This window comes from Enterococcus sp. DIV0183 (assembly GCF_050541505.1).
Taxonomy (GTDB): domain Bacteria; phylum Bacillota; class Bacilli; order Lactobacillales; family Enterococcaceae; genus Enterococcus; species Enterococcus faecalis.
Genome location: NZ_CP172932.1, coordinates 804,762 through 818,375 on the forward strand (window position 1 = coordinate 804,762; position 13,614 = coordinate 818,375).

Genomic DNA, 13,614 nt, shown 5'->3' on the forward strand with positions numbered 1-13,614 from the left:
AGAGGGGTAGACACATGGCTGAATTGAAGAAAGTAAATGATTTCCATTATGAAGCACCAGAAATGGATCAGCCAACTGTGGCAACAGAGCAAGACAGAAAAATGCAAGAGGAAACACTACCTGTCCCCACTCTATTACCCAAAAAGAAACTAAAAAATGTCTCTTTACTAGAAAAATTAATCGGTGTTGTATTAGTTTGTGCAACGATTGGTATTGCAATTGCGACAATTCAAGTAAGAACGACAATTGTCCAAACCATGAACGATATTACAGAAACACAAGCAGTCATTAAAGAAAAGGAAGATAACGCTTTGAAATTGGAACAAGAAAGAAGTGAACTTTCTAAATCAGATCGAATCAAAGATGTCGCTAAAAAACAAGGACTAGAAAATAACGGCGACAATGTTAGGACTGTTAAATAATGAGTAAAAGACATAAATTTAAACAATTCATGAAAAAGAAAAACTTAAATCCGATGAACAATCGTAAAAAAGTAGGCATCATTTTATTCGCTACGAGTATTGGATTGTTCTTTTTATTTGCCTTTAGAACGACATACATTGTGGCAACAGGCAAAGTAGCCGGTGTATCGCTAAAGGAAAAAACAGCTTCTTTATATGAAGGAAGCCAAGTGGTAAAAGCTAAGCGAGGATCAATTTTAGATCGATATGGTAATCCAATCGCAGAAGATGCTACTTCTTATTCGTTATATGTCGTATTATCAAAAAAATATACGGGACAAAATAATGAAAAGCTATATGCGGAGAAAAAAGACTTCGATGATATTGCTGAAATTTTAGCGAAATATACCAAACTAGACAAAAAAACAGCATTGAAATACTTGAATAATGGGATCCATGAAGATGGGTCAACACAATATCAAGTGGAGTTTGGTACGGGTGGTCAAAATATTACCTTGGAAACACGCCAAAAAATTGAAGCAGATTTGAAAAAGAAAAAAATCTCAGGTGTTTATTTCAATGAACATCCAGCCAGACTATATCCCAATGGTCAGTTTGCTTCTCACTTTATTGGCTATACAAAAGCAGCCAATCCAGATGATGATAAGGAAGGTTTAGTAGGCGCGATGGGACTAGAACAGGCCTATAATGATATTTTAAGTGGAACCGATGGCCGTGTGTATTTTGAAAAAGATATTTACGGCAATGCCTTACCAGGGACTGTGGCGGAAGAGAAAAAAGCAGTGGATGGTCAAGATATTTACACAACGCTAGATAGTCGCTTGCAAAATACCTTAGAAGATTTAATGACGCAAGTTAATGAAAAATATGAACCAGTTTCCATGACTGCCATGTTAATGGAAGCAAAAACAGGCGAAATTGTTGCCATGTCTCAACGGCCAACATTTAATCCTGAAACGAAACAAGGATTAGACAATAATGGCACGTGGCAGAACCTATTGGTTGAAAGTCCGTATGAACCTGGCTCAACGCTTAAATTATTTACGTCGGCGGCGGCCATTGAGCAAGGATTGTTTAATCCAAATGAATCATTTAACCGTATAGGTGGTATCACTGTTGGTGACACCACGATTAACGACCATGATGTCGGCAATTTAAAAGACAAAACGTCTTTAACTTATCGTCAAGCTATTTCTTGGTCTAGTAATATCGGAATGGTGAACTTGGAACAACGAATGGGTGGCGACAAGTGGGTCGAATATTTGAAAAAATTTGGGTTTGGTTCAAGCACACATTCAGGTTTAACTTCAGAACACACTGGGAAACTTCCAGATAATAATATTGTTGATCGGGCCAATTCAGCTTTTGGTCAAGGGATTACGGTTACTAATTTCCAAATGATGAAAGGTTTCTCAGCTATTGCAAATGACGGTTCAATGTTGCAACCTCATTACATCAGCAAAATTGTTGACAAAAATACAGGAAAAGAAACGATTACGGAACCACAAATCGTAGGAACCCCAATCAAAGCGCAAACAGCTCAACAGATTCGTACGTACATGATTGATACCGTTGAAGACCCAACTTATGGGATTGCGTATGATATTTATAAAGTACCAGGCTATCATGTTGCTGCCAAAACAGGAACTGCCCAGATTTCAGATGGTAAAGGGTACGTTGATGGGGCAAGTCAAGTCTTGTCTTCTGTAGTGGAAATGGTCCCAGCGGATAATCCTGAATATGTTTTGTATATTACACTTAGACAAGCAAAATCAGGTTCGCCTTCAGAAGCAATGGCGGCAATTGCAAACCCATTAATGAAATTAGCGTTAGACATTAAAGAGACAGATCCGGAAACAACGAAAGTAGCTTCTGATAAAGTCACAGTTGCTGATTATAAAAACATGACACCAGCGGAAGCGTTGGCCAATGCCAAAGTGAACGGGGTGGATCCTGTGATTATCGGTGATGGTGAAAAAATCAAGAAACAATCAACACCGTCTGGTCAAACATTAATGCCTAATCAGAAATTGATTTTGATCACAAATGGAACGAACTATATGCCTGATTTAACCGGCTGGTCGAAGAGCGATGTTACCAAGTTTGGTGATCTATTAGGTTTGACTGTCGAGTTTAAAGGTGAAGGCTATGTGATGAAACAAAGTATCGCTGCTGAAACTGAAATTACGGAGAAAAAATTAACCGTGACTTTAGAAGGCACAGAATAATAACGTAGAATAATTAGGAGAGATAACATGGAGTGGACACAGATTTTTATTCCCATAGTGGTGAGTTTTGCCATTACAGTGAGCGTAATGCCACTATTCATTGGCTATTTTCAAATGAAAAAACAAGGGCAGGTTACTCGTGAAGATGGCCCAACTTGGCATAGCGTGAAAACAGGTACCCCTACAATGGGGGGAGTCGTTTTCCTTGTAGCCAGCTTGATTACTTCATTAGCAATGGGGTTGTTCTTCCACCAATTTACGCCGTCTCTACTAATTATTCTATTTATTTTAGTATTATACGGTTTGCTAGGTTATTTAGATGATTTCATTAAAGTCTTTAAAAAACGGAACATGGGCTTGAATTCTCGTCAAAAATTAATTGGTCAAATTTTTGGTGGGTTGGTTTTCTACTTTGTTTATCGAAGTGAAGGCTTTTCAGACACCTTAGATTTGTTTGGAGTAGCAGAAGTTCCGTTAGGTATTTTTTATGGCGTGTTTATTATTTTTTGGTTAGTCGGTTTTTCTAATGCCGTGAATTTGACAGATGGGATTGATGGTTTAGTTGCTGGTTTAGGAACAATTTCATTTGGTACTTATGCAATTATTGCCTGGAAACAACAACAATTTGATGTTGTGATTATCTGCCTAAGTGTGATTGGTGGGCTGATTGGCTTTTTCCCTTATAATAGAAAACCAGCAAAAATCTTCATGGGTGATGTTGGTTCATTAGCATTAGGTGGATTGTTAGCAGCAATTTCAATTATTTTGCATCAAGAATGGACGCTACTTTTAATTGGACTTGTCTACGTTTGTGAAACAGCAAGTGTTATTTTACAAGTTGCTTCATTTAAATTATTTGGTCGACGGATTTTTAAAATGTCACCAATTCATCACCATTTTGAAATGTGTGGTTGGTCTGAATGGAAAATTGATTTTGTCTTTTGGTCTGTCGGTTTAATCTGTTCAGGAATCACATTATGGATTCTTTTCTAATCTATCAAAGGGGAAATTGACAATGAAAAAAATAACAACCTATCAAAACAAAAAAGTGTTGGTTTTAGGACTAGCTAAAAGTGGTGTCAGCGCAGCGAAACTCTTACATGAGTTAGGTGCGCTCGTTACCGTTAATGACGCAAAACAATTTGATCAAAACCCTGACGCCCAAGATTTATTAACCTTGGGTATTCGTGTTGTTACAGGGGGGCATCCAATTGAATTGTTGGATGAAGAATTTGAACTAATCGTTAAAAATCCTGGTATTCCTTATACAAATCCACTTGTGGCAGAAGCACTAACTCGGAAAATTCCTATCATAACTGAGGTGGAATTAGCAGGTCAAATTGCCGAATGTCCAATTGTCGGCATTACGGGCACCAATGGCAAAACAACCACGACCACGATGATTGGTTTATTGCTAAACGCTGACAGAACGGCTGGTGAGGCACGTTTGGCGGGAAATATTGGTTTTCCAGCGAGTACGGTGGCTCAAGAAGCAACAGCCAAGGATGATCTTGTGATGGAACTTTCTAGTTTTCAGTTAATGGGAATTGAGACGTTTCACCCACAAATTGCAGTAATTACAAATATTTTTGAGGCACACTTGGATTATCATGGTTCGCGGAAAGAATATGTTGCTGCAAAATGGGCCATTCAAAAAAACATGACCGCAGAGGACACCTTGATTTTAAATTGGAATCAAGTAGAGCTTCAAACGTTAGCCAAAACCACAGCTGCCAACGTATTGCCTTTTTCAACGAAAGAAGCAGTAGAAGGGGCTTATCTTTTAGATGGGAAATTATATTTTAATAAAGAATATATTATGCCCGCCGATGAGTTAGGTATTCCTGGCAGTCACAATATTGAAAATGCACTCGCAGCGATTTGTGTAGCTAAATTAAAAAATGTATCGAATGTTCAGATTAGACAAACTTTGAAAAACTTTTCGGGCGTTCCACATCGAACGCAATTTGTTGGCGAAGTTCAGCAAAGACGTTTTTATAACGATTCAAAAGCAACCAATATTTTAGCTACAGAGATGGCGTTAAGTGGGTTTGACAACCAAAAGCTACTTTTACTTGCGGGTGGCTTGGATCGCGGTAACTCATTTGATGAATTGGTTCCTGCTCTGCTGGGACTCAAAGCAATTGTTTTATTTGGAGAAACCAAAGAAAAATTGGCGGAAGCTGCTAAAAAAGCGAACATTGAAACAATTTTATTTGCTGAAAATGTTCAAACGGCGGTTACCATTGCCTTTGATTATTCGGAAAAAGATGATACTATTTTACTATCACCTGCTTGCGCAAGTTGGGACCAATACCCGAATTTTGAAGTACGCGGGGAAGCCTTTATGCAAGCTGTTCAACAATTAAAAGAAAGTGAAATGTGAGAAAATGAAGATACTAGTAACTGGTGGTGGCACAGGTGGGCATATCTATCCTGCGTTATCCTTCGTCGAACACGTCAAAAAAGAAGCACCTGCAACAGAATTCTTGTATGTGGGAACAGAAAATGGTCTAGAAAGTCAAATTGTGCCAAAGGCGAAAATTCCATTTAAAACGATTAAAATTCAAGGATTCAAGCGTTCGCTAAGTCCTCAAAATTTTAAAACAATTTATTTATTTTTAACAAGCATTAATAAAGCAAAAAAAATTATTCGTGAATTTCAACCAGATGTGGTCATTGGTACAGGCGGTTATGTTTCTGGTGCAGTGGTTTATGCGGCCCACCAATTAAAAATACCGACAATTATTCATGAACAAAATAGTATCCCCGGAATGACAAATAAATTTTTAAGTCGTTATGTGGATAAAATTGCGATTTGTTTTCCGGATGTCGCTAGTTTTTTCCCGAAAGAAAAAACAATTTTAACAGGGAACCCGCGGGGACAAGAAGTCGTAACGGTGGAAAAGTCAGCTATTTTATCAGAGTTTGGCTTGGATCCAGCAAAGAAAACGGTGGTTTTATTTGGCGGAAGTCGTGGCGCCTTGAAAATCAATCAAGCGTTTGAACAGGCCTTTCCTTTGTTTGAAGAGAGAGAGTATCAAGTTTTATACGCTTCAGGAGAAAGATATTATCAGGAACTTCAAGAAAGTCTAAAGTTTTCTGAAAAGAAATTGACAAACATAAGTGTGCAACCGTATATTGATAAAATGGTTGAAGTGATGGCTAATACCGATTTAATGGTGGGACGTGCAGGAGCAACCTCAATTGCGGAGTTCACCGCATTAGGATTACCAGCAATTTTAATTCCGAGTCCTTACGTCACGAATGATCATCAAACGAAAAACGCGCAAAGCTTAGTAAAAGTTGGTGCTGTTGAAATGATTCCAGATGCAGAATTGACCGGCGCTCGTTTAGTTGCGGCAATAGATGATATTTTATTAAACAATGAAAAAAGACAACAGATGGCAACGGCGTCCAAAGGGGAAGGCATCCCAGATGCAAGTGATCGTTTGTATCAAGTTGTGAAAACGTTAGTCTGAGATAGGAGGTGTGGAAGATTAGTAACGAGAACGATATATTCAAAAAAAGAAAACCATTACCTCCAAAAAAATCGGAAGAGTCTCAACCTGAACTGACACCTTGGCAAAAACAAAACCAAGAATATTTGAAGAAGCAAGCGGAAGAAGCTGCTTCAAAAGGTGAAAACGAACAAGCAGAAGTCACCATCACTTTACAAGAACAAAGTCAAGAAGAGCCTCAACAACATCTTCCACAAGAAACAGTGGAAGAAGAGGAGCATTTTGCAGATCGTTTACCGAACGTTAAGAAAACACGGAACAAGCGCTTATATAGGCGTTTAGCCTTTATTTTAACTTGTTTAGGGACAGCCATTTTAGTGGCATTGTATTTTGTTTCGCCTCTTAGTCGATTGAGTGAAGTAACAGTTTCAGGTAACAAAAGTGTGGAGAGCCAAGCGATTATTCAGCAGTCAAAACTTGAAACGGGCAGTGGCTTATGGGAGCAGTATTCAAATAGAAATTATTTTTCTGCAAATATTCAGAAAAAGTTTCCAATTATAAAAAAGGCGAACATTAAGTTAAATGGTATTAATTCATTTAAAATTGATATTCAAGAGTATCAAATTGTCGCTCTTGCTGCGACTAAAGGCGGCTATCATCCGATTTTAGAGAATGGTAAAACTTTGGCGGAAACCACCAAAGCTGCTGAAAGTGGCAAACCAATTTTTGAGAATTTCAAAGAGGATAAATTAATCCCTGAATTAATGGCCTCTTACAACAAATTACCTCAAGAAATTAAACAAGGAATTTCAGAAATTAAATATGCACCATCCAAAACCAATAAAGACTTGATTAATGTCTATATGAATGATGGAAATCGAGTGATTGTTAATATTTCTGATTTAAGTGAAAAAATGGCTTATTATTCACAAGTAGCCGAGCAAATGGACAAACCTGGAATCGTTGATATGGAAGTCGGCATTTTTTCTTATCCGTATGAAAAAGAAAGTGAAGAAACGGGTAGTGAAGTTTCCGAAGATTCAGCGGTTGAAAATCAAGAAGTTGTGGACCCAAATGCAGGCGTAGCAACGGATGAAGCGAATAACGGTACGCCGACAAATGGAGAAAATCAAGAAGTGCAACAAGCAGAATAAGTTTTTTACAAAAATGTTTCAAAAATTAACGAACAAATTCGTATAATCTGCTTTCTAAAACCCCCATTTTTATGGTAAAATTGGAAGAAGTGAATAATACTAAAAAAGAGATAGTTAAACGGACGCCTTTGTCCGCTTAGATATTGGAATTAATAGGAGGAGGAATTCCGTTCATGGCAAAAACAGGAATGTATGTAGGCCTCGATATTGGTACAACTTCTGTCAAAGTAGTTGTCGCTGAATATATTGAAGGTCAAATGAACATCATCGGCGTTGGAAATGCAAAATCAGACGGTTTGAATCGAGGGATTGTCGTCGATATTGATCAAACAGTTCAAGCAATCCAACGGGCCGTTCGACAAGCCGAAGAAAAAGCCGGCATTCAAATTAAAAGCGTAAATGTTGGATTACCAGCGAATTTATTAGAAGTAGAAAGCTGTCAAGGAATGATAGCTGTTAGCAGTGAATCAAAAGAAATTACAGATGAGGATGTGCGCAACGTCGCATCTGCAGCTTTGGTTCGTTCAACTCCTCCTGAACGTCAAATTGTTGCAATCTTACCGCAAGACTTTACCGTCGACGGCTTTGAAGGCATCAAAGACCCACGTGGAATGCTTGGCGTTCGCATGGAGATGTTTGGCGTTGTCTATACTGGACCAAAAACAATCATCCATAACATCCGTAAATGTGTTGAAAAAGCTGGCTTAGGAATTAACGAATTAGTGATTACACCGCTTGCTTTAACGGAAACAATTTTAACAGATGGCGAAAAAGACTTTGGAACAATTGTCATTGATATGGGTGGCGGTCAAACAACGACATCTGTTATCCACGACAAACAATTGAAATTTACTCATGTTAACCAAGAAGGCGGCGAGTTCATCACGAAAGATATCTCAATCGTATTGAATACTTCTTTTAACAACGCCGAAGCCTTAAAAATTAATTATGGGGATGCTTATCCAGAAAGAACTTCAGCAAACGAAGAGTTTCCTGTTGATGTTATCGGTAAGTCAGAGCCTGTAAGAGTGGACGAACGTTACCTTTCAGAAATTATTGAAGCGCGTGTGGAACAAATTTTGAGAAAATCAAAAGAAGTTCTGGATGAAATTGATGCGTTTGAATTACCTGGAGGCGTTGTGTTAACTGGTGGCGCCGCTAGTATGCCAGGTATTGTCGATTTGGCGCAAGAGATTTTTGAAGCCAACGTAAAACTATACGTACCAAATCACATGGGCTTACGTAACCCAGTCTTTGCTAATGTCATTAGCATTGTGGAATATTCAGCGCAACTAAACGATATTTATCACATTGCCAAATATGCAATCCCTGGTGAAAAATCGAAACCAGCACAATCAGTCGCTGTCCAACAAGAAGTTCGCTATGACACATATGCTGAACAGCCTCAAGAAGAATACGAAGAATTCAACGAACGTGAGTCTGGTGAAAAAGTGACAGGCAAAATCAAAGACTTCTTCTCGAACATTTTCGACTAATCACACAAACAGGAGGATACGATATCATGGAATTTTCATTAGACAATAACATTAACAACGGTGCAGTCATTAAAGTTATCGGTGTAGGTGGCGGCGGCGGAAACGCTGTAAACCGTATGATCGAAGAAAACGTTAAAGGCGTGGAATTTATCACAGCCAATACAGACGTTCAAGCATTAAAACATTCAAAAGCAGAAACAGTGATTCAATTAGGCCCTAAATACACTCGTGGTTTAGGTGCCGGTTCACAACCTGAAGTTGGCCAAAAAGCTGCAGAAGAAAGTGAACAAGTGATTTCAGAATCATTACAAGGCGCGGATATGATTTTCATTACTGCTGGTATGGGTGGCGGAACTGGTACAGGTGCTGCGCCAGTAGTTGCAAAAATCGCTAAAGAATTAGGCGCTTTAACAGTTGGTGTAGTAACTCGTCCATTTAGTTTTGAAGGTCCAAAACGTGGTCGTTTTGCTGCTGAAGGAATTGCCTTATTAAAAGAAAACGTTGATACACTATTAATTATCTCAAATAACCGCTTATTAGAAGTCGTTGACAAGAAAACGCCAATGCTTGAAGCATTTAGAGAAGCTGATAATGTATTACGTCAAGGTGTTCAAGGGATTTCAGATTTAATCACTGCACCAGGTTACGTAAACTTGGACTTTGCTGACGTGAAAACAGTGATGGAAAACCAAGGAACAGCTTTAATGGGAATTGGTGTAGCGAGCGGCGAAGAACGTGTAATTGAAGCAACGAAAAAAGCTATTTCTTCACCATTGTTAGAAACATCAATCGATGGTGCGGAACAAGTCTTATTAAACATTACTGGTGGCTTAGATATGACCTTGTTTGAAGCGCAAGATGCTTCAGATATCGTTACAAATGCTGCTTCAGGTGATGTGAACATCATCCTAGGTACATCAATTAACGAAGATTTAGGCGACGAAATTCGTGTAACAGTAATCGCTACAGGTATTGATGAATCAAAAAAGGATAGAAAACCGCACCGTCAAACAAGACAAGCGGTTCAACCAATGCAACAAACAACTCAATCTGTGGAAATGGATCAACCAAAATCACAAGAAGAAGCAAGTGCTTTTGGCGATTGGGATATTCGCAGAGAACAAAATACACGTCCAAAAGTTGATGAATCTTCATTAGAACAAGTAGACAAAAAAGAATTTGACACATTCCACCGTGAAGAACCAAATCACAATGATGACGAATTAAGTACGCCACCATTTTTCCGCAGAAAACGATAAGGAGCATCGATTAGAAATGATAGCTGAAAACTTAACAAATATTAATAATCAACTTCAGCTAGCATGCAAAAGCTCACAGCGCTCTGTTGCTGATGTGACAATGATTGGCGTCACTAAATCAGTAGGAATTGAGGAAGCAGCAGAGCTTGTTCAGCTTGGTGTCCAGAATTTAGCTGAAAACCGAGTAGATAAGTTACTAGAAAAGAAAGCTGGATTGGAAAAATTTAATGATATTCAGTGGCATTTAATTGGTAATTTACAACGTAGGAAGGTAAAATTAATTATTAATGAGATAGATTATTTTCATGCATTAGATAGTCTGAGTCTAGCCAAAGAAATTCAAAAAAGAGCAACGAAAGTTATTCGTTGTTTTGTTGAAGTGAATATAACTGGGGAAGAAAGCAAGCACGGCTTTCGTAAAGAAGACGTCTTACCTTTCATTCAAGAACTTGCTGATTTGGACAAAATTCAAATCGTCGGTCTAATGACTATGGCACCTTTTGGGGCAAGTGAAGAAGTATTACATGCAACATTTAGAGAATTAAAAGAGCTGCAAATGACCGTAAATGAGAAACATTTATCTTTTGCTCCTTGTACAGAACTTAGCATGGGAATGAGTAACGATTTCCCAATCGCAGTTGAAGAAGGTGCAACTTTTATACGAATCGGAACAGCGTTATTCAGAGATGCGTAAAGGAGAGGAATTTATGTCAATTTTTAACAAGGATGCGTTATCGAGCTTTTTTGGCTTATCTGGCGAAGAAGATGATTATTATGATAACTACGAAGAATATGAAGAGCGCAAAGCAGTTAATGAACCACCGCGTCGTGCAGCTCGGCCTAAACCACAACGCCCTGTTCAACAACAGGAAAGTTACAGTCAGCCAGCTTATACACAACAAAGTGAGCCTGTAGTTGAAAAACCTTCTGCACGCTATCGTTCTGCTGAAGCGCATCAAGAAAGAGACACACAACAAGCTGCTTACACAGAGAAAAAAGTGGTTTCTATGCGTAGTTCTAATCAATCAGCGACTACGAATACAAGACGAGCACAAGAAAGCACCGCCAATGCAAAAACACATAAAATTACTATTATTGAACCACGTGTGTATTCAGAAGCAATGAGCATTGCGAAACATTTATTTGCTGAAGAAGCTGTGCTAGTTAATTTTACATTAGTAGAAGAAGACCAAGCACGACGCATCGTTGATTTCTTAACTGGTACTGTGTATGCTTTAGACGGAGATATTCAGCGCGTTGGCAATGAAATCTTCTTATGCACACCAGCGAATATGGAAATTGATAGTGCGACAGCACAATCTTTAGCAAACAAACAATTCTTTGATTTCTAAGCCTTAGGGAGGTGTTATTATCGCAACACTGATTACTCTATTATACAAAGGCGTTCAAATCTATTCAGGATTACTAGTGATTTACGCGCTACTTTCATGGTTTCCAGGAGCATATGATTCTGCTTTCGGGCGTTTGCTCTCTAGAATTTGTGAACCATACTTAAGTTTGTTTGACCGTTTGAATTTAAGGATTGGAATGGTTGGATTTAACGTAATGGTAGGGATTATTGTCCTTAACCTAGCAGCGGGTGGCTTAGCAGTCATTTTACGAGCTATTGTTTATTAATAACTTTTAGAAAGGATGATTTATCTATGAACGCAAATGTGTATCAACATTTCCGCAAAGATGAACATCCTTTTATTGACACTGTCGGGGATTGGCTAGAGCAAGTGGAGATGCAATACGCGCCTTATTTGACAGACTTTCTTGATCCTAGACAGGCGTATATTTTGGAAACGTTGATTCGACAAAACAGTGATTTATCGTTTACTTTTTATGGTGGTTATGAGCAAGCAGAACGAAAACGCTGCTTGATTTATCCAGCGTATTACATACCAGAAGAGACAGATTTTGGTGTTGTATTATTTGAAATTATTTATCCATCTAAATTTGCGACATTATCTCATGGGAAAATTTTAGGCACCTTGATGAATGTTGGGGTTCGTAGGGAAGCCTTTGGAGATATTATTTCCGATGGTGATAAGTGGCAGGTTTTTATAGCACAAGAAGTAGCTGGCTTCGTTGTTAACCAAGTCGACAAAATTGGTAAAATTACTGTTCGCTTAGAAGAACGGGATTATACACAAATTTTGATACCGAAGGATGGTTGGCAGGAAGAGCGAACGACTATGAGCTCTTTGCGGCTGGATAGTGTGATTTCCGCCGTATTTAATATTTCAAGGCAGCGATCAAAACAATTGATCGAATCTGGTAAAGTAAAAGTCAATTGGACAGAAACGACACGACCAGATTTTGCTTTAGACTTATTAGATATTGTTTCGATACGGGGATTTGGGCGCCTTCAAATTCAAGAATTAGAAGGAAAAACCAAGAAAGAAAAATTTCGTGTCCTCTTAGGGGTATTGAGAAAATAATCTCGAACTTTTGTTTAAGAAAACCATTTTGGCTGTTCATTCAGACGAAGTTGTGTATAATAAAAAAAGTAAGATATTTGCTATTTCAGGATTAGTATGAGAATGTGTTCATAAGGGGTTTTACAAAAATAATCCAAAGAGGTGAAGGAATATGGCATTAACTCCATTAGATATTCAAAACAAAGACTTCTCAACAAAAATGAGAGGCTATAACCAAGACGATGTAGATGACTTTTTAGATCAAGTCACACGTGATTATGAAGATGCATTACAAAAAAATCGTGAACTTGAGAAATCATTAAAACACGCAGAAGAAAAATTACAATACTTCAATGAATTGAAAGATGCATTGAATCAATCAATTATTGTTGCACAAGATACCGCTGATAAAGTGAAATCAAGTGCCAATAAAGAATCAGAAATGATTATCACTTCGGCAGATAACCAAGCCAAAGAAACCTTGGTAGAAGCTGAACGTAAATCAAATGCAATGATTGCAGATGCTGAAGCGAAATCAACACAAATCTTAGCAGAAGCAATTGAACGTGCCCGTCAATTAGCTGGGGAAACAGAAGACTTGAAGAAGAAAACACGTGTCTTCCATCAACGCTTAAGCTTAATGCTTGAAACTCAATTAGAGCAAGTAAAGAGTGAAGAGTGGGAAGAGATTTTAAAGCCTTTTTCTAGTTATGTCGGAGACAAACATACAGCAGTTAAGGAAATTCTTGATGAACAAGACCTTGACAACGAAAATGAAACTGTTGTAAACTCTGAAGAGAACACAGATGCTGTAGTAGAAAAAAAGCCTGTAATTGAAGTCACTGAAGAAACAATTGAAGAAGAATCAAAATAGATAGAACAGAACGTTTAATGTTTATTCTTAGCAGCGAGTCAATGATAGTGAAAGTTTGACAGACACTGGCATTAAACAGATCCTCTATCCTAGATGCAGTTCTGAACACTTGAGTAGGAACTGCCGGATAATTACCGTTATCAATTTCAGAGAAAGTAGGGGCAACTCTACTTTGAATTTGGGTGGTAACACGAGTACTTCGTCCCTTGGGATGGAGTACTCTTTTTTTATCTACTTTTATCAGCTATCGTTCATCTTTAGTATGAACTAACACAATTAAATCGATAAAATGAA

At 38.1% G+C, this 13,614-nt stretch carries 13 protein-coding genes; all 13 read left to right on the top strand.

Features of this window, described 5'->3' with window-relative positions; genetic code table 11:
* Window positions 1–14 precede the first annotated feature (14 nt).
* The 13 genes from ftsL to divIVA all read left to right on the top strand — a co-directional run bounded on the left by ftsL (window position 15) and on the right by divIVA (window position 13,320).
* Window positions 15–422 (top strand): cell division protein FtsL, encoded by a 408-nt coding sequence (ftsL, locus tag IGK72_RS04080; RefSeq protein ID WP_002358883.1) that lies wholly within the window; start codon window positions 15–17, stop codon window positions 420–422.
* The gene (locus tag IGK72_RS04085) at window positions 422–2,650 is read left to right on the top strand and encodes a penicillin-binding protein (protein ID WP_430619624.1); all 2,229 of its coding nucleotides are present in this window, start codon (window positions 422–424) and stop codon (window positions 2,648–2,650) included. Before ftsL ends, IGK72_RS04085 begins: the two co-directional genes overlap by 1 nt.
* Before the next feature lie 27 nt (window positions 2,651–2,677).
* Window positions 2,678–3,643, top strand: a complete 966-nt coding sequence (gene mraY, locus IGK72_RS04090) for a phospho-N-acetylmuramoyl-pentapeptide-transferase (RefSeq protein WP_002355894.1) — start codon at window positions 2,678–2,680, stop codon at window positions 3,641–3,643.
* Between the two features lie 22 nt (window positions 3,644–3,665).
* On the top strand, window positions 3,666–5,036 hold the full coding sequence (gene murD, locus IGK72_RS04095; protein WP_070416127.1) for a UDP-N-acetylmuramoyl-L-alanine--D-glutamate ligase: 1,371 nt from the start codon (window positions 3,666–3,668) through the stop codon (window positions 5,034–5,036).
* A gap of 4 nt (window positions 5,037–5,040) precedes the next feature.
* A complete protein-coding gene (gene murG / locus IGK72_RS04100; RefSeq protein WP_002379204.1) occupies window positions 5,041–6,132 on the top strand; it encodes an undecaprenyldiphospho-muramoylpentapeptide beta-N-acetylglucosaminyltransferase in 1,092 nt (363 codons plus the stop codon).
* Window positions 6,133–6,140: 8 nt separating this feature from the next.
* Entirely contained in the window at window positions 6,141–7,265 is a 1,125-nt protein-coding gene (locus IGK72_RS04105; protein WP_002368241.1) for a cell division protein FtsQ/DivIB, read from the top strand.
* A gap of 173 nt (window positions 7,266–7,438) precedes the next feature.
* On the top strand, window positions 7,439–8,761 hold the full coding sequence (ftsA, locus tag IGK72_RS04110; RefSeq protein ID WP_002355898.1) for a cell division protein FtsA: 1,323 nt from the start codon (window positions 7,439–7,441) through the stop codon (window positions 8,759–8,761).
* Window positions 8,762–8,787: 26 nt separating this feature from the next.
* Window positions 8,788–10,020 carry a cell division protein FtsZ gene (gene ftsZ, locus IGK72_RS04115; RefSeq protein ID WP_002355899.1) on the top strand — a complete coding sequence of 411 codons (1,233 nt, stop codon included), beginning with the start codon at window positions 8,788–8,790 and terminating at the stop codon, window positions 10,018–10,020.
* 16 nt (window positions 10,021–10,036) lie between these two features.
* Window positions 10,037–10,714 (top strand): YggS family pyridoxal phosphate-dependent enzyme, encoded by a 678-nt coding sequence (locus tag IGK72_RS04120; RefSeq protein ID WP_002358890.1) that lies wholly within the window; start codon window positions 10,037–10,039, stop codon window positions 10,712–10,714.
* A gap of 13 nt (window positions 10,715–10,727) precedes the next feature.
* Window positions 10,728–11,372 (top strand): cell division protein SepF, encoded by a 645-nt coding sequence (locus IGK72_RS04125; RefSeq protein ID WP_002355901.1) that lies wholly within the window; start codon window positions 10,728–10,730, stop codon window positions 11,370–11,372.
* Window positions 11,373–11,400: 28 nt separating this feature from the next.
* A complete protein-coding gene (locus tag IGK72_RS04130) occupies window positions 11,401–11,658 on the top strand; it encodes a YggT family protein (RefSeq protein ID WP_002355902.1) in 258 nt (85 codons plus the stop codon).
* A 26-nt stretch (window positions 11,659–11,684) separates the two neighbouring features.
* Entirely contained in the window at window positions 11,685–12,467 is a 783-nt protein-coding gene (locus IGK72_RS04135) for an RNA-binding protein (protein WP_002355903.1), read from the top strand.
* 151 nt (window positions 12,468–12,618) lie between these two features.
* Entirely contained in the window at window positions 12,619–13,320 is a 702-nt protein-coding gene (gene divIVA, locus IGK72_RS04140; RefSeq protein WP_002355904.1) for a cell division protein DivIVA, read from the top strand.
* Window positions 13,321–13,614 lie beyond the last annotated feature (294 nt).